Below are 17,161 nucleotides of genomic sequence, written 5' to 3'. Positions count from 1 at the left end.
AAGCTTTTCAAAGTCAACAAGATTACCCACACTTACATTTTTAATTCTTAATTTAACCGAAGATTAAGCCTTAATAAAATTCTCCCATACAAAAAGCACCTATCACCGAACAATAAAGACAGTTGCCTCTTCTTCAGCAATAGGTGCTTTATTCACTTACGCTTGAAACGGGTTATCCTCATTAATGAGTACACGTTCCTGGCGAATTGCTTTGCCTGTTTTATCGTCAATCTCAACAAAGAATGCACTTAAAACGGCGCGGCCTTTTTTTGGTACTTCGTAGCGAGCTGGCATATTTGTCAGGAATTTATAAATAACGTTGTCTTTTCCCATACCTAATACTTCATCATATGGACCTGTCATGCCAACGTCTGTAATGTATGCTGTACCGCCTGGATAAATGCGATTGTCCGCTGTTTGGACATGTGTATGTGTTCCGACAACGACAGATGCTTTGCCGTCCAGATGCCAGCTTAAAGCGATTTTTTCACTTGTTGCTTCAGCGTGGAAATCGACAAATACGATTGGTGACGTTTTCTTCGCTTCTTCGACCATTTCGACTGCCATCGCAAACGGATCTTCATGCGGCGGCAAGAATACGCGCCCGTGCAGATTGATGACCGAAATCGTCACACCGTTTTTCGACACTTGTGTCATACCGCGTCCTGGTGCATCTTTAGAAAAGTTTGCCGGACGCACTAAGTAATCCGCATCATCGATAAAATCAAAAATGTCTTTGTTGTCCCATGTATGGTTACCCATTGTGATGACATCAACACCCATTTGAAGTAAATCATTATAAATCGCACGTGTAATGCCGCGCCCTGCTGCAGCGTTTTCACCGTTTGCAATCACTACATCTAAATTATATTTTTTCTTCAATCGAGGCAAATACTGCTCTACCGCATCGCGACCGATTGAACCGACGATATCGCCAATAAATAATACTTTCATTTTTAAAAACCACTCTTTCTGTTCTTCAACATCTAATTATTTTACCACTGTTTTCACACTGGACGCAAAAAAACTGCTACAAATTGAATTGTAACAGAGTAATACGCTAACATTTTGAGTTTTCATGCCAATTCCATGCATCTTCAATCATTTCATGTACATTCCGTTCCGCCTGCCAGTCCAATTCCTGCTGCAAATTTTCCGAACTAACTGCCGATAAATCATACATTTTATAAGCCAATTCGCCCCGCTCCAACGCTTCAAGCACCAAAACATGGGCATTCGCTACATCAGTCACATTATTGAAACCACGGTTGCCTGTCCCTTCAGAAACCGCATCTTCAGGACTTTCACTATCCGTTGTTTGTACATTCGTACTCTTACAATAACGAAGAACAATTCCATTCATATCATAAGCTTTTGTATAAACTTCCAGCATCTGTTCAATCATGCACTTTTGCTCTAGTAGCTTATTTTCCTCTGTAACAGCTGAAGATAACACAATATTTTTCACTCGGCATGCCCTCATAACTTTCAATAACGCCAATGTGCCGCCTACATTATTTTCATAGTAATATTCAGGATTCCCCATTGCTTCCTTGACTGAGTCCGATGCTGCGAAATGGATGACAGATTGAACGGGAAACAACGTGAATATTTGTGTTAGACGTTTCTGATCTGATAAATCGCCTTCAATAAAAATAGCCCGCTCATCAACTGATCCGCGGTGTCCTGTGGATAAATTATCATACACAACGACCGGCCCTTTTTCCAGTAATAAATTTACGACATGGCTTCCAACATAGCCTGCTCCACCAACGACTAATATCACAAATATTCCCCCTTATCGGCTTCGAATTTTACTTGTAATGTAACGAGTTTTCCCACTTTCTCTAAGCCTTTACCCTATGAACCAACCGGAAAAATGTCGGATACACCCTCATTTTCACTAACGGTTTCATAAAGCGAAGATTCCATGGAAGCTGGGAGAAATTCTTGCTTTCCCGAATTATTTGACGTTCCAGCGATTTCACCTGTCGTGAGTTGGACGTCGTTAATAATACATGATGATAACGGTGAATATATAGACGTAAATTTAAACCTTCCATCACATTGCGGTATTGCCTTTTATCAAAAAACTGCTTCAATTGCGCATACGTTTGCGCATGTGAATGGGCAATAGACGGACTATAATTTTTCATCAGCATATCTTCATACTGCACAAAGTTGTACTGCGCTTCGTTCACAATAGCAATCTTTTTCGCAAAAGATAAGTACTGCGCGATAAATCCGACATCTTCAAAAAATGGATGATTATCAAAATATAATTGTTCCCCCATAATGATGGAACGCAAAAACAGTTTGTTCCACGGCACAATATACGCTTCATTGTGCTTTGTAAGATAATAGTTAACAGGGTTCGGTTTTGTTAACAGTGCTTCATTTACTTTCACCAGTTTTTTTCTCTCTGTTTCCGGCCAGTACTTCGTATACCCACACAGCACGAGATCCGCATGCTTCTGCTCAGCTCGCTGCACAAGCTTTTCATACATCGTACTTTCCACAAAATCATGTCCATCCACAAAGGCAATATATTTTCCGCCAGCTTCCTGCATCCCATAATTGCGCGCTTCACTTAACGTAAGGTTTTGCGCGTTAAATAAACTGAAACGCTCATCTTCACTGACAAACTCTTCACAAATAAGAGCCGTTCCTTTAGAAGAACCATTATTCATAATTAGCACTTCAATCGCTTGCAATGTTTGCTGCTGCAGACTTTTCAGACATTCTCTTATCGAATATTCAACATGGTGTGTTGCCACAATAATAGACACAATCGGTATCATGGGAATCCTCCTAATTAGTTAAGATGATTAATATTTGGAACGGGCTACATAAACCGGATGCCTTGACTTCTCAATATCCAAATCAAGCCATTGACCAAGTTTCAAACTGTCATCTTCTTGAATTTGGTTATTTAAACAAGCGTCCGGTGTGAATGTAAAGTTGTTAAAGTACATTTTCTCATCTACTACCTTTAAATCAATCCGCACATACGTAAACGGCTTACTCAGCTTTTTCGCAATCGCGAGCAGTTCTTCCAGCTGTGCAGGTCTTGCTTTTGCTTCGTCAAACGGATGCTTTTTCTTTAAATAATTCGTATTGAACCAGTCCGGTGTTAACATTAATGTTTGCTCTTTCGGTGTAAAGCGGTCGAAAGTGGATTCGATAATCTTCGGTACTCCATGGAAACAATGAATGTTGTACTCTTTTACATCATCGCCAGTCGATGATTCGATTAAACGTTCGATAATAATTCTAGGAATGATTGATGAATAGTGAGGCTCCGCATATTTTAGCGAATAATCCCTTGCCATCATTTCCGCCAAATGCTGCCTTGTTTCCCGGTAATCCATTTCACGTTTATTTTCACAAACAATTGTCATGCCCTCGCCGTGCGAACATTTCAATACAAATTTTCTCGGCAACTGTTCGAAAATAATATCTTCTATTTCATCAAAAATACCGATTAGTGGCGGCAGTAAATAGTTGTAGCCGACTGTAATCATATACTCGCGTGCCTTCACCTTATCCGTAAATCTTCTTTTAAATTCAACATCTTCAAATAGTTTTAGCCACATCAGTTTTTCATTGAAGGTCTTTGGGTTTTCCAGGTTTAAACGGGTTTTGAATCTGTTCCAATATAATAATTTACTTGCGGCAATTGGGGATAACTTTACGACTTGTGTGAATGCATAGCGCTTTGCATGTACTGGGATTTGCATAAACGAATCACAGCTCCTTCTATTATTTTTTCACATTACTAATTGATCAGGATTATGGTAATTAGTGAAATTTTAGCTGTGAATAATAGAGAGGTATTAGGGTGGATGGTAAAGCAGATATAGTACTTAATATATTCTCTTTTAGATTCTATAACTATCTTTTATTAGTATAGTCATGAATCACTAAATATATACCTATTATTCAAGATTTTCTTCTATGTATAAAACGAAAAAAAGATATTTAGAATATGATTATTTTTAAACACCTTCAATGTTCCCTATATGCTATTTCATGAGTTATTCAACTTTAGGTAAAGGAAATTCAACCGTAACTTAATCAATAATGAGAAAAGCAGCGTGTCATTCCTTTAAGGATGACACGCTGCTTTTTTTGAAATTTAAATCCATTCAGCTATTAACAACAACACTAATACATACATGAGCAAATTTAATTTTTCACAGTACTTTCTCTAGTAATGTCTGAAATACCTAAACCTTCAGCACCTAATTCAGACATTACGGCATCAGGGTAATAGCGATTAATAATTTCCATGCCAATAGCTGCACGACGAACACGCTCTCTAACCAATGAGATATTTGTAGGTTCCCATTGCTTTCCGGATGGATAAACATCTGGATGATTTTTTAAACCAAACTTGATATAGACCGGTGATAATACACGAATAATTTCAGGTATTTCATAGTAACGTAAGAATCCGCCAAAATTGTCCGGTACTTCTATATAGATATCAATTGGTAAATCTGTCGCTTGACGAATTGATGCAAGTTTAGAGAGAGTCATACTAGAAGGTACATTATACGTATCTGCCCCAAGATCCTCCATTAGCCTTATAGAAACTGGATTACAGGCCCCCATTTGTACTGAAACTTTTACCACAAAGTCCTTTGGCAATAGACCTTCATCTTTCATATGCTTTGTCATTAGTAGTAGCCCTTCATCTGCGACAAGCGCACCTTTTAATCCAAGCTTGGCACCTCTAATTAAATCTTCCATAGCATAAACAAGCTGATCCGTCCCTTCATGACGTAATGCTTGTGATTTTCCTGCTGAAGTTATAGGACCAGGACTAATATCCCAAGTTCCTCTTGGTCCTACAAATAAGCTTAATTCTATGCCACGTTCAGCTGTTAATTGACACATTTGTTTGATCTCTTCATCGGTTTGAAGCATAATTCCACTACCTTGCGAAATCCGATGAATCTTAACACCATATTCATCAATTGCTTTTAAAAGTTCTTTAAGGGCGACTGGTCCTTCAACACTTGGTATTTCAATACGATATTGAGCACCGTCTGGAAACCTTTTAGTTGATGTTGGTAAATTATTTATATCCGAAATAGGATAGCCTAATTTTTCAAGTAATTTCTGTGACTCTTTCATAATTAAACACCTCACCTTGAATATAATTTGCCTTTAACTAAAACCTTCTAATAATAATTTATTTACTTTCGTAACCGTTTAAATAGGATAGCCTTTGACTTAGTTTAATAATTTCTTCACGGGCAATATCATGCTTAATTTTCCATTTTTCTGTTAGCATCGCTGTACTAACACCTGCAATAATCTCTCCATCTGCATTATAAATAGGACACGCTACACAATGAAATTCTAATGCAGATTCTTGATGTTCCTCTATATAACCAAGAATCTTAGCTTCTTGTAAATTTTCATAGAGGACCTTTAAATTCTTAATTGTATATGGAGTTACTGATTCTAAACCATCCGGAAACAATTCTTCTAACTCTTCATAGCTTTTATTTATTAATTGAATTTTTCCGACGGACGTACTATGTGCTGGAAATAAAATACCCGGATATGTTACTAAATCAAAAGTTGACGAGCCTTTGATTTTTGCTAAATACATTACCTGATTTCTTTGTAAAATCCCCAATTGAATATGCTCATCAATAATTGGTAAAGATTTTTTGGCTTCAGCATTAAAAATGTCGATCATTTCCAAATCTTTAAAATAGTGATGACCAAAATGACCAAGAACTGGACCTAATTTATATTCATCATGTTGATCTTTTTCTAACCAATTTAATTGTTCTAAAGTACGTAATAAATTGAAACATGAACTTTTACTAATACCCAATTCTTTTGAAATATCTATTAAACGTAACGAGCCTTTATGGTTTGCTACCATTCTAAGAATTCTATCGACTTTAAGTAATGCTGGAACTTGATATTCCTTTTTCATATTAACCACCTAGTAGAATTATTGACATTAAAAAAACATTATTAACTATCAAAACTAGCATAATTATAGCAATAAAATCTCGTAAATGCCCAATTCTTTTAATATCTCTATATAACCATAATGATTTTGTGTATTTTATACTATTTTAATACCCCAAAAATTTCAGTTAATTTTTTTAACCTTTAATATTAACCACCTAATAAAACTAAAGAAATTTGAGGGAAAATTACTAATAAAGCTAGTACAATTATCATTATAACGATAAATGGTATGACGGCTTTAACAAGCTCATCAAATCGTATTGTATCTAATGATTTTGCTACAAATAGATTTACTCCTAATGGCGGTGTCAGTAATCCAATTGCCAAGTTTACAATCATAAGAACACCAAAATATACCAGATTAATATCATACATATTTAAAATAGGTAATAGAATTGGAACAATTAAAATAATAGCTGCATTGATTTCAATAAACATACCTACGATAAAGAATATCAACATAATTATTATAATAAACATTGCTGGACTATTTGTAATCTCCGTTAATAGTGCTGCTAATTTTGTAGGAATTTGTTCGACTGTAATGACCCAACTCATCAAGTTAGCTGCAGCAATAATAAATAGTACCATAGCTGATAAAACTCCAGCCTCTACAAATGTAGTTTTTAAATCTTTAAATTTCATTGTTCGGTAAATAAATAATGCCACCACCAAACCATATACACATGCTACTGCACCCGATTCAGTTGGCGTAAAATATCCTGAATAAATTCCACCTAGAATAATTATCGGCATCAATAATCCTAAAATTGAACTCTTAAAATGTTTCCAAAAGTTGGACCAAGTGGATTTTTCTAAACCTTTATAATTACGTTTTTTCGAAATAATATATGCATAAGTGATTAATGCTAATCCCATTAAAATACCCGGTAAGATTCCAGCTATAAATAGGTCACCAACGCTGGTATTCGATGAAATACCATACGTAATGAATGGAATACTTGGTGGAATAATAATTCCAATAGTTCCGGCAGAAGCAATTAAAGCTAATGAGAATTTTTTGTCATAACCTTCTTTAATCATCGCTGGGACTATCACTGAACCGATCGCAACTACTGTTGCTGGTGCAGAGCCTGATATAGCAGCAAAGAACATACTAGCAATAACTGCGATAATCGCAAATCCACCTGTGACAGATCCTACGATACTGCCCGCAAAATCCACTAGCCTTTTTGAAATCCCCCCCTTTTCCATAATCTTACCAGCAAGCATAAATAGTGGTATAGACATTAGAGGGAATGAATCTAAGCCCGTGATCATACGTTGAATAGCAACAAATTCAGATAGATCAGAGTTTAATAATGCAATTATGGATGCAAATGCTACTCCGATAGCTAAAGGAACATTTAATAAGAGTAATACAATTAATACCACAATTAATATTGTTATCATATGCTCCCTCCTAATCTACAAAAATCTCTGGTTTTTCAATTTGCTCTGACTTAATAATGTCGGAGATAAACAGTAACACATATCTAATAAACATGAATATTGTCCCTATTAATACAGCTAGATAAATAATGGACATGGGTATATGTAAAGCTGGGGATAATTGTCCTTTTTCAACTAAACTATCAATAAACGGTATACCAATTACAATTAAAATTACACAGTAAACCATTGATACGATATAACTTGTTGCTCGCAAAATGCGATTAGCTCTCTCTGGTAGATACACAACTAAAATATCTAATGTAATATGGGCCCCTTTTTTTACTCCTAGACTAGCTGCAATAAATGTTGCCCAAATCATTAAATATCTTGAAGCTTCTTCACCCCAAGTAATTGGAGAACCAAAAACATACCGAGATACAAAATTTGCGAATACTATTAATAACATTGATAAAAGAGCGATAAATACAAAATTCTCTTCAAAGAAATCCATAATTTTATCAATTTTCTTTATCATCCTATCAACACCTTTCTAAAATACCTACCAAGAATGACTTGGCAGGTATTTTTTAAAATTTACTTGTATGCTTCTAATTTTTCCATCAATAGATCATAAACATCAGCACCTACAACATCACGGTAGCTCTCAACTACTGGAGCAGCTAGATCGCGGAAAGCATTATATTGTTCATCTGTAAGTTCTGTAATTTCAACACCGTGTTCTTCCATAACTTTTCTTCCTGCTTCTTCTTGCTGTTGATTCATTTCGCGCTCAATAACTGCCCATTTATCTGTTTCTTCTTCTAGTAATTCTTGCAAATCTGCAGGCAGAGAACTATATACATCATCATTAATAACAAACCCATAAACTCCGTAAACATGACTTGTTAATGTAAGATGCTTTGTTACCTCATAAAACTTCATTCCTACAATTAATGAAAATGGATTTTCATACCCATCAATTACACCTTGTTGAAGACTACTATACAATTCATTGAATGCGATAGGTGTTGGTCCACCACCGAATGCTTTAATCATATCCATATGCGCTTGGTTTTCTTGTGTACGAATTTTTAAACCCTCTACATCTTCTGGAGTCACGATTTTTCGGCTATTATTTGCCATATGACGCACTCCATTTTCACCCCAGGCAAGCCCACGTAAACCAGTCTCTTCTAGCAAATTATCAAATAGCTTATCACCAAAATCACCATCTAATACTTCAAATGCCTCTTCTCCATTTTTAAATAAATATGGTAAATCTAATACCATCATAGATTTCGAAAATCCTGAAAATGGCCCGGTCGAAATTACTGCCATTTCAATTGAACCGTTTTGTACACCTTCTAATGTTTCCCTTTCAGCACCTAATTGGCTATTAGGGTAAGTCTCAATAATAATACGACCATTCGATTTTTCTTCTATTGATTTTTTAAATTCCTGAAGCGAATTTTCTAAACGATCATCAGTCGCAGCAGATGAATGAGCCACTTTTAATTTATAAACTTGTTCTCCACTAGCACTAGTTTCAATACTTGTCCCTTCATCACCACATGCAGCAAGGATAATGATTCCTAAAGTTAATAACAGTAATTTTAGTTTTTTCATTTGCTAACCTCCAATAAATTTAATTTCCCATAATATGAATCTTCTATAATTTTCTTAACATCTGAAGCATTTGTTATCCTAGGATTCACCTTAATATTTCCGCTACGTAAAGAATCTCTAATGAGAACTTCAATTGAATCCAAATTAATTCCTAATTCCTTGGTTGTCTTCGGAATATCCAACTGTTCGTTTAATTCAACTATGCGTTCAATTACTTTGTATGCGTTTTCATTTTTAGACAACTTTTCGTCGTATACACTCATTGCCTTCGCAATATCACAATACTTGTCCACTGCAGCTAGCAAATTAAATTCTAAGACGTAAGGCAGCAAAACTGCATTTGCAAATCCATGTGGGATATCGAATATTCCACCGAACGATTGAGAAATCGCATGTACATTTCCTAAACGTGTTTGTGAAAAACATAATCCAGCTAACATAGAAGCTTCTAGTAAATTTGTACGACTTTCTATATCGTCACCACGTATATATGCATTTAAGATATTGTCATTTATTAGTTTGATAGCGTTTAATGCCATCTCCGATACAACGCCATTAACTTGCTTAGATAAATAAGACTCAATAGCATGTGTTAACGCATCTATACCTGTTGAACTTGTAATCGATTTTGGACATTCTAAAGTTAACATTGGATCCACTATCGCATACGTCGGGAAAATTTTTTCGCTTATTACAGCTACTTTGAATAATGTTGATTCGTCAGTAACTATTGTAGAAGCTGTTACTTCGCTTCCAGTTCCGGCAGTTGTGGGAATAGCAATTGTCTCGACAGGCTGGTTTGGTATATTTCCAACTCCTTCATAATCCAGAATACTTCCCGGATTTCGTAACATTACTGCTATCGCCTTTGCAGTATCTATACTACTTCCTCCGCCAACAGCAATAATAAAATCAATTTTATTTTGAGTAGCAAAATCCACCCCTTTTTTTATAGTTGCAGATTTGGGATTCGGTTCTACCTCGGAAAAGATTTGATATTTGACACCCTTCATATCAGTAACATTAGTTATCTTATTGAGTATCCCAGCTGAAATAATCCCTTTATCAGTTACTATCAAAAAGTTTCTTTCACTATATAAATCTAGAATTCCACTTAATTTTTTTAGAGAATTTTGCCCGAAGAGTATTCTTGTAGGCATATAAAAGTTATATACATTCTTCATTTGTTACCTCCCCCTTCTTGTTCATTATGTTGAACATGTTACAATATATTGAACCTAGTGAGAATATAACACTACTCAAAAAGAAAAATCAACATTTTTTTGAATTTTTAAAATTGTTAATATACCTCTATAATAATCTACTATTTACCAGAACTTTTAAAATCCCTAAGATAAAAAGCATCTTAAAACTAATTAAAAGATCAATTATTCCCTTAAAGAAATTTTAATATAACAACTTTTTTAAATATTCAAAAAATAAATTGAAATTACCCTTATTACTTGATACACTTGCTTTATAGTTCTGTAGTGTGAACTTTGTTCTGTATATTGAACCCAATTTATTCATGAACCTAGGTTAGAAAAAAATGTTTTCTTAAAAATAAAGGAGGATATTAAAATGGTTTCAATTACTTCAAAAATTCCAACTTACAAAAATTACATTAATAATGAATGGGTAGAGTCTGCTTCTACAAAATTAATTGATAGCATTAGCCCTATGAATAAGAATGAAGTGGTAGGACGTGTTCAAAGTTCTACACAGGACGATCTTGAAAGAGCAGTTAACGCAGCACACCATGCAAAAGAAGACTGGCGGAAAATCGGACAAAGTGCTCGTGGCCAATTTCTCTTCAAAGTTGCCAATATTCTTGAATCAAGAATCGATGAAATTGCTGAGACAATGACGCTTGAAATGGGTAAGACCCTTCCTGAGGCAAAAGGAGAAACATCTCGTGGTGTAGCAATTCTTCGCTACTATGCAGGTGAAGGTATGAGAAAAAATGGGGATGTCATTCCATCATCTGATAATGAAGCACTTATGTTTACTAAACGTGTACCAGTAGGTGTGGTTGGTATCATTACTCCTTGGAACTTCCCAGTAGCAATTCCTATTTGGAAAGTGGCACCTGCTCTTGTGTACGGAAATACAGTTGTGTTCAAACCTGCTACGGAAGCGGCAGTCACAGCAGCAAAAATCATTGAATGCTTTAGTGAAGCTGGCTTACCTGATGGTGTTTTAAATTTCATCACAGGTTCTGGATCAATCATTGGCCAAGGCCTTATCGAGCATTCTCTACTGAATGCTATTACATTTACAGGGTCCGAAACAGTTGGGCAGGGAGTTTTAAAGTCCGCTGCTGAACGAGGTATCAAATCCCAAGTAGAAATGGGTGGAAAAAACCCAGTCATCGTAGCTAATGATGCGGATCTCGATAAAACAGTTGAAGCTGTTATCAGTGGGGCATTTCGTTCTACTGGTCAAAAATGTACAGCTACTAGCAAGGTTATTGTGGAAGCTGGTATTTATGAAGCCTTTAAAGAAAAGCTCCTTCAAGAAACGGAAAAAATTACTGTTGGTAATGGATTGGAAAATGGTATTTGGATGGGTCCATGTGCAAGTGAAAGTCAATTCAATACTGTCAAAAGCTATCTTAGTATTGGAAAAGAAGAAGGTGCACAGCTTATTTCAGGAGGGCAAGTTCTTACAGGCGATGAATATGATAATGGATTCTACATTACACCAGCGATATTTGAAAATGTCAATTTAGACATGAGAATTGCCCAAGAAGAAATCTTCGGTCCAGTAATCGCACTTATTAAAGTTGCGGATATTCAAGAAGCTATTAAAGCCGCTAATGATACAAAATTTGGACTTAGCGCATCTATTTTTACTTCTAACATCAATTCCTTCCTTAAATTTTCGGATGAAATTGAGGCTGGATTAGTTCGAGTAAATGCAGAAAGTGCCGGCGTTGAACTACAAGCCCCATTCGGTGGAATGAAAGGTTCCAGTGTTGGTTCTCGTGAACAAGGTGAAGCAGCACAAGAGTTTTATACAGAAGTAAAAACAATCTTTATCAAAGGTTAAATCCAAATATTTGGGCTAAAAATCCTATGTAAAGAATACTCTTAAAAAAATTACAAATTAGGCAATAAGAGATTAAAAGGCAGCTGTCAGTTCTACTGAGGTTGCCTTTTGTATGCGCATATTTACAGGTCGCTGCTACTATAACTTTCCAAGTTCTATAGTAAAACCATAATTCAATTCATGAGCAAAGGTTTTCTATTCTAAAACAAATTCAGCTTCTCGCCTGAATTTACACCTTCAGCTTTTACTACTTCATTAAGCTCTCTAATCTCCCCATCCCGTTACAGAATAATTTAATCCTGTAACATCTTTAAGTCTATAGCGGTAAAATAGTAGCTAGCAAAAAAAGAAAAGCCCTTGGTAGATTTATTCAATCTACACGGCTTTCCTTTAATCGTTCGTCTTTAATAATTTCTTCAAGCTCTTTCTGTAAATATTGTGGTAACTTTGCTATTCTCCATTTCTCAGAATGCTTTCGAACTTCAATCAAATTTTCACCTTCTCTTGAATAATTTTTATTTCATTATTTTTACCAAAAGCTGTAAAGTTTTTCAATTTAAAATATTAACCAGGATTTTTTAAATTGTACTTCCTCTGGTTCATATAATATAAAATCTTTATTTTCAATTATCCGAGCATTGTTTTCTAAAAATAGCTCAACTGCATCTAGTTCTTTCTTTTTCTCTAAAAAAGATAATCCTTCATTAAAGAGGAATGGTCTTGTAGTAAGGTTATGGACATCAGAACCATAAGTATGGACTAAGTTGGCTTTCACTAAATCCAACGAAAGTTTTTGAACCTTTTTTCCAAATTGCCCCGTAAGACTTCCAGCAGTAATTTGTGTCATTGCCCCTTCCCTTACTAACTCCTCTAGCTTACTAGGGCGTTCTGCAATTACTTTATTACGCTCTGGATGCGCTATAATTGGGATAATTCCTTTTAATTTAAGCTTAATGATAATTTCCTTTGTATAGAATGGGATAATGTGGGACGGTAATTCAATGAGTATATATTTGGAATTTGCAAGGGTTAATACTTTCCTTTCCTCTAATAGTGTAGAAAGCTCTCCGACTAAGCGTACTTCTTGTCCAGCATATATTTTTAAAGGAATATTATATTTATTTACCTGTTGCTGTATAATAGCAATCTGTTCATACACCGTTTCGGGAGATACACGGTACAGAGGATGGAAACTATGTGAAGTTGCAATTATTGCTGTGATTCCTTCATCCACAGCTTTTTGCAACATTTCAAGTGTATGCTGCAATTCTTTTGGCCCATCATCAACTCCAAATAATATATGGCTATGGATATCAATCATTGTCTTTTCCCTCTCTCTCCATTAATTTTGAAAAGAATTCCTACGAAGCCTTATAAATACGCAAATCTCAATATAATAATATATGAACAAAAAAATGCTATTAAAACTCTAAAACTCTTTTATAATGTCCTAATAATTATTTTTAGTTTCAAATTTCCTTAAAGGCTGAATGAGAAATATAAAATTTTATATAATAAAAATCCCCATTTCATAGATTAGTTTCTATGAAACGGGGATTTTTAAAAAAGATAAAAAAACTTTAATTATTTCGCATACTCCACTGAACGTGTTTCACGAATAACTGTCACTTTGATGTGACCTGGGTAATCGAGTTCTTCTTCAATGCGTTTGCGGATATCTCGCGCTAAACGATGTGACGCCAGATCATCAATTTTTTCAGGTTGTACGATGATACGTACTTCACGACCTGCTTGAATCGCGAATGATTTTTCAACGCCGTCATAGCTTTCCGAAATTTCTTCCAGCTTTTCAAGGCGGCGAATATAGTTTTCTAATGTTTCACTGCGGGCACCTGGGCGAGCTGCTGATAATGCATCGGCTGCTGCTACAAGTACAGCGATAACTGAAGTTGCTTCTGTGTCACCATGGTGGGATGCAATCGAGTTAATCACAACTGGGTGTTCTTTATACTTTGTTGCCAGTTCCACACCGATTTCTACATGGCTTCCTTCTACTTCGTGGTCAATTGCTTTACCGATATCATGCAGTAAACCTGCACGACGCGCTAATGTGACATCTTCGCCTAGTTCAGCAGCAAGTAATCCTGCTAAGTGGGCTACTTCGATTGAGTGTTTTAATACGTTTTGACCATAGCTTGTACGGTATTTCATACGACCAAGGATCTTCATTAAATCCGGATGCAGGTTATGAATACCTACTTCAAATGTTGTTTGCTCACCTGTTTCGCGGATTTGTTCGTCCACTTCACGGCGGGATTTTTCAACCATTTCTTCGATACGTGCCGGGTGAATACGACCATCTTGAACTAGTTTTTCTAATGCAAGACGAGCTGTTTCACGGCGGATCGGATCAAAGCCGGATAGAATAACTGCTTCAGGCGTATCATCAATAATTAAATCGATACCTGTAAGCGTTTCTAATGTGCGGATGTTACGGCCTTCACGACCGATAATGCGGCCTTTCATCTCATCATTTGGCAGATTTACAACGGACACTGTTGTTTCTGCAACATGGTCAGCTGCAAAGCGTTGTAATGCAAGTGATAAAATTTCTCGAGCCTTTTTGTCTGATTCTTCTTTTGCACGCAATTCTGATTCTTTTGTCATTACAGCGATATCTGTAGAAAGTTCGTTTTCAACTTCCTTCAAGATAACCTCTTTCGCTTCTTCGCGCGTCAGAGCTGCAATGCGCTCAAGCTCAGTTTTTTGACTTGCAACAAGTTGTTCTACTTTGCTTTCCATCTGTTCAATATGCTGTTGTCTGCTTGCCAGAGCTTCTTCCTTACGCTCTAAGCTTATCTCTCTTTTGTTCAGAGTTTCATCTTTGCGGTCAAGGTTTTCTTCTCTTTGCAATAAACGGTTCTCTTGTTTCTGAAGTTCTCCACGACGGTCACGAATGTCATTTTCCGCTTCAGTACGAAATTTGTGAGTTTCATCCTTTGCTTCAAGCAGTGCTTCTTTTTTCAGTGCATCCGCTTCACGTTTCGCGTCTTCCACGATTTGCTCGGCAACATGCTTTGCACCAGTCACTTTTGAATCATTCACGTTTTTCATGTAGAAATAGATAACAGCGACACCGACAGCGAATCCTAGCAAAGCAGGGAGTATCATTTCCATATCGTTTCCCTCCTATGCCTATATATGTCTGATGTTCTTTTAGTCGGCATAATATATCTGAATTATTCAAACATACCGCCTATTCATTTCAAAATTTAGAAATTATACATTTTAATTGTATAGTTCAAAATTAGGTATGTCAAGAATAGCCATGGTTTAAAGGGTTTTTTATATTTTTATGGTCCATTAAGGGACTTCCAGAAATTAGTCTGTATTGGGGTGGCGGGTTACCAATCTTTTCTATAAAGAATCCGGTTAACGCGATTTACGGGCTACCAGGAGGCGGGAAGTTCTAATATAGTTCTAAATGTTCTAATATATTTTTATTTGTTCTAATAAACTTGCGATTTTCTAATATATTCTGTACTTCTTCAAATAAGTCGTCCCGATTTTCAAATATTCTCATCGAATCTTCTAATATGGGGTGGAGCTTTTCTAATATAGCAAACATTTGTTCTAATAAAAAACCCTGCTTTATTTTTCCCACCGGTTTTGCTTAGAAAAATTTAATCAAAGTAGCCTAAGTCAATCTCATTTTCTAATTCCTGCTTCCCATCTTCTAATAACACTCAAAGATCGTCTAATAAAACTCATATTTATTCTAATAAACTCCAACGCTCCCCTGACCCAACAGGTACTTCACCAAAGACCGCTCCACCTTATCCATAAAACCGCCTTTCCCCCACAAAACAAAAACCCAAGCTAAATTCTTCGCTTGGGTCTGTAACATTATTCTTTATCTTTTTCGTCTTCAAATAGTTCTAGTTCGTCCAGTTCTTCTTCAGTTGTATCGTTGGCACCGATTGTGTAGCCTAGTTCGCCGATACCGAAGTGTTGACGGATTTTTTCTGTCACTTCTTCTTTGATTGCAGGGTTTTCTTTGAAGAATTGTTTTACATTTTCACGACCTTGGCCGATTCGTTCGCTGTTGTATGAATACCAAGAACCGCTCTTTTGGATGATATCCAGTTCTGCACCGATGTCGACGATTTCGCCTTCTTTTGAAATCCCTTCGCCGTACATAATATCCACTTCTGCTGTACGGAATGGTGGTGCTACTTTATTTTTTACGACTTTGATTTTTGTTTTGTTACCGATAATTTCTGTACCTTGCTTAATCGCTTCACCGCGTCGTACTTCTAAACGGATAGAAGAGTAGAATTTAAGGGCACGTCCACCTGTTGTTGTTTCCGGGTTACCGAACATAACACCGATTTTTTCACGAACTTGGTTGATGAAGATAGCAAGCGTATTCGATTTATTAATAACACCTGATAATTTACGTAATGCCTGTGACATTAAACGCGCTTGGAGACCCATGTGCGAGTCACCCATTTCGCCCTCGATCTCGGCTTTTGGCACTAATGCTGCTACAGAGTCGATTACGATAATATCAATCGCGCCAGAACGTACTAATGCTTCTGCGATTTCAAGTGCTTGTTCACCTGTATCCGGCTGTGATAATAATAATTCGTCAATGTTAACGCCTAATTTTTGTGCATATACCGGGTCAAGTGCGTGCTCAGCATCGATAAACGCTGCTGTACCGCCGTTTGCCTGAATTTCTGCGATGGCATGTAATGTAACTGTTGTTTTACCAGATGATTCTGGTCCGTAAACTTCTACAATACGTCCGCGCGGGTAGCCGCCTATACCTAATGCTGCATCAATTGCGATAGAGCCTGATGAAGTTGTCTCCATATGACGGTTCGAGTTTTCACCTAACTTCATGACAGAACCTTTACCGAATTGTTTTTCTATTTGTTTTAACGCCATATCTAATGCTGCTTTACGATCGCTCAAACTATTTCCTCCTTAAGAAAAAGCTTTATTTAACTTATGTCTCTATTATACTTGCTAATGAGATAACATTCAAGAAAAAAGCGAACATATTTTCGCTTTTTCTTTGAATGTTTCTAAATGTCTTTAAATCACTGATCAAATTGTC

The 17,161-nt window shown here is 36.2% G+C and carries 14 protein-coding genes; 1 reads left to right on the top strand and 13 read right to left on the bottom strand.

Annotated elements, in window-relative coordinates; translation table 11 throughout:
- Positions 1 to 156 precede the first annotated feature (156 nt).
- The 10 genes from MKY07_RS05360 to MKY07_RS05315 form a co-directional block, all read right to left on the bottom strand.
- The gene (locus MKY07_RS05360; RefSeq protein WP_251689162.1) at positions 157 to 954 is read right to left on the bottom strand and encodes a TIGR00282 family metallophosphoesterase; all 798 of its coding nucleotides are present in this window, start codon (positions 952 to 954) and stop codon (positions 157 to 159) included.
- 106 nt (positions 955 to 1,060) lie between these two features.
- Positions 1,061 to 1,786 carry an NAD-dependent epimerase/dehydratase family protein gene (locus tag MKY07_RS05355; RefSeq protein WP_339264017.1) on the bottom strand — a complete coding sequence of 242 codons (726 nt, stop codon included), beginning with the start codon at positions 1,784 to 1,786 and terminating at the stop codon, positions 1,061 to 1,063.
- Between the two features lie 61 nt (positions 1,787 to 1,847).
- Positions 1,848 to 2,801, bottom strand: coding sequence for a glycosyltransferase family 2 protein (locus tag MKY07_RS05350; RefSeq protein WP_339264016.1), 954 nt, complete (start codon positions 2,799 to 2,801; stop codon positions 1,848 to 1,850).
- 27 nt (positions 2,802 to 2,828) lie between these two features.
- Positions 2,829 to 3,740, bottom strand: a complete 912-nt coding sequence (locus MKY07_RS05345) for an ATP-grasp fold amidoligase family protein (RefSeq protein ID WP_339264015.1) — start codon at positions 3,738 to 3,740, stop codon at positions 2,829 to 2,831.
- Positions 3,741 to 4,188: 448 nt separating this feature from the next.
- Positions 4,189 to 5,142 carry a U32 family peptidase gene (locus tag MKY07_RS05340; RefSeq protein WP_339264013.1) on the bottom strand — a complete coding sequence of 318 codons (954 nt, stop codon included), beginning with the start codon at positions 5,140 to 5,142 and terminating at the stop codon, positions 4,189 to 4,191.
- Positions 5,143 to 5,200: 58 nt separating this feature from the next.
- Positions 5,201 to 5,962, bottom strand: a complete 762-nt coding sequence (locus MKY07_RS05335; RefSeq protein ID WP_339264011.1) for an IclR family transcriptional regulator — start codon at positions 5,960 to 5,962, stop codon at positions 5,201 to 5,203.
- A 188-nt stretch (positions 5,963 to 6,150) separates the two neighbouring features.
- Positions 6,151 to 7,416: a TRAP transporter large permease gene (locus MKY07_RS05330; RefSeq protein WP_339264009.1), complete on the bottom strand. Its 1,266-nt coding sequence runs from the start codon at positions 7,414 to 7,416 to the stop codon at positions 6,151 to 6,153.
- Positions 7,417 to 7,426: 10 nt separating this feature from the next.
- Positions 7,427 to 7,933 (bottom strand): TRAP transporter small permease, encoded by a 507-nt coding sequence (locus tag MKY07_RS05325; RefSeq protein ID WP_339264008.1) that lies wholly within the window; start codon positions 7,931 to 7,933, stop codon positions 7,427 to 7,429.
- Positions 7,934 to 7,992: 59 nt separating this feature from the next.
- Positions 7,993 to 9,024 (bottom strand): DctP family TRAP transporter solute-binding subunit, encoded by a 1,032-nt coding sequence (locus MKY07_RS05320; protein WP_339264007.1) that lies wholly within the window; start codon positions 9,022 to 9,024, stop codon positions 7,993 to 7,995.
- A complete protein-coding gene (locus tag MKY07_RS05315) occupies positions 9,021 to 10,208 on the bottom strand; it encodes an iron-containing alcohol dehydrogenase (RefSeq protein WP_339264006.1) in 1,188 nt (395 codons plus the stop codon). Before MKY07_RS05315 ends, MKY07_RS05320 begins: the two co-directional genes overlap by 4 nt.
- 397 nt (positions 10,209 to 10,605) lie before the next feature.
- On the opposite strand from MKY07_RS05315, the gene gucD reads away from it, so the two are divergent.
- The gene (gene gucD, locus MKY07_RS05310) at positions 10,606 to 12,075 is read left to right on the top strand and encodes an alpha-ketoglutaric semialdehyde dehydrogenase GucD (protein WP_339264005.1); all 1,470 of its coding nucleotides are present in this window, start codon (positions 10,606 to 10,608) and stop codon (positions 12,073 to 12,075) included.
- Positions 12,076 to 12,631: 556 nt separating this feature from the next.
- Here the strand turns inward: gucD and MKY07_RS05305 are convergent.
- The 3 genes from MKY07_RS05305 to recA form a co-directional block, all read right to left on the bottom strand.
- Positions 12,632 to 13,396, bottom strand: coding sequence for a CpsB/CapC family capsule biosynthesis tyrosine phosphatase (locus tag MKY07_RS05305; protein ID WP_339264004.1), 765 nt, complete (start codon positions 13,394 to 13,396; stop codon positions 12,632 to 12,634).
- 263 nt (positions 13,397 to 13,659) lie between these two features.
- Positions 13,660 to 15,213, bottom strand: a complete 1,554-nt coding sequence (gene rny, locus MKY07_RS05300) for a ribonuclease Y (RefSeq protein WP_008403194.1) — start codon at positions 15,211 to 15,213, stop codon at positions 13,660 to 13,662.
- A 729-nt stretch (positions 15,214 to 15,942) separates the two neighbouring features.
- Entirely contained in the window at positions 15,943 to 17,016 is a 1,074-nt protein-coding gene (gene recA / locus MKY07_RS05295) for a recombinase RecA (protein ID WP_339264003.1), read from the bottom strand.
- Between the last annotated feature and the right edge of the window lie 145 nt (positions 17,017 to 17,161).

The sequence above is a fragment of the Solibacillus sp. FSL W7-1472 genome, from assembly GCF_037969775.1.
Lineage (GTDB): Bacteria > Bacillota > Bacilli > Bacillales_A > Planococcaceae > Solibacillus > Solibacillus silvestris.
Note: the sequence above shows the minus strand (reverse complement) of the source record. Positions and strands in the feature narration are given on the sequence as shown.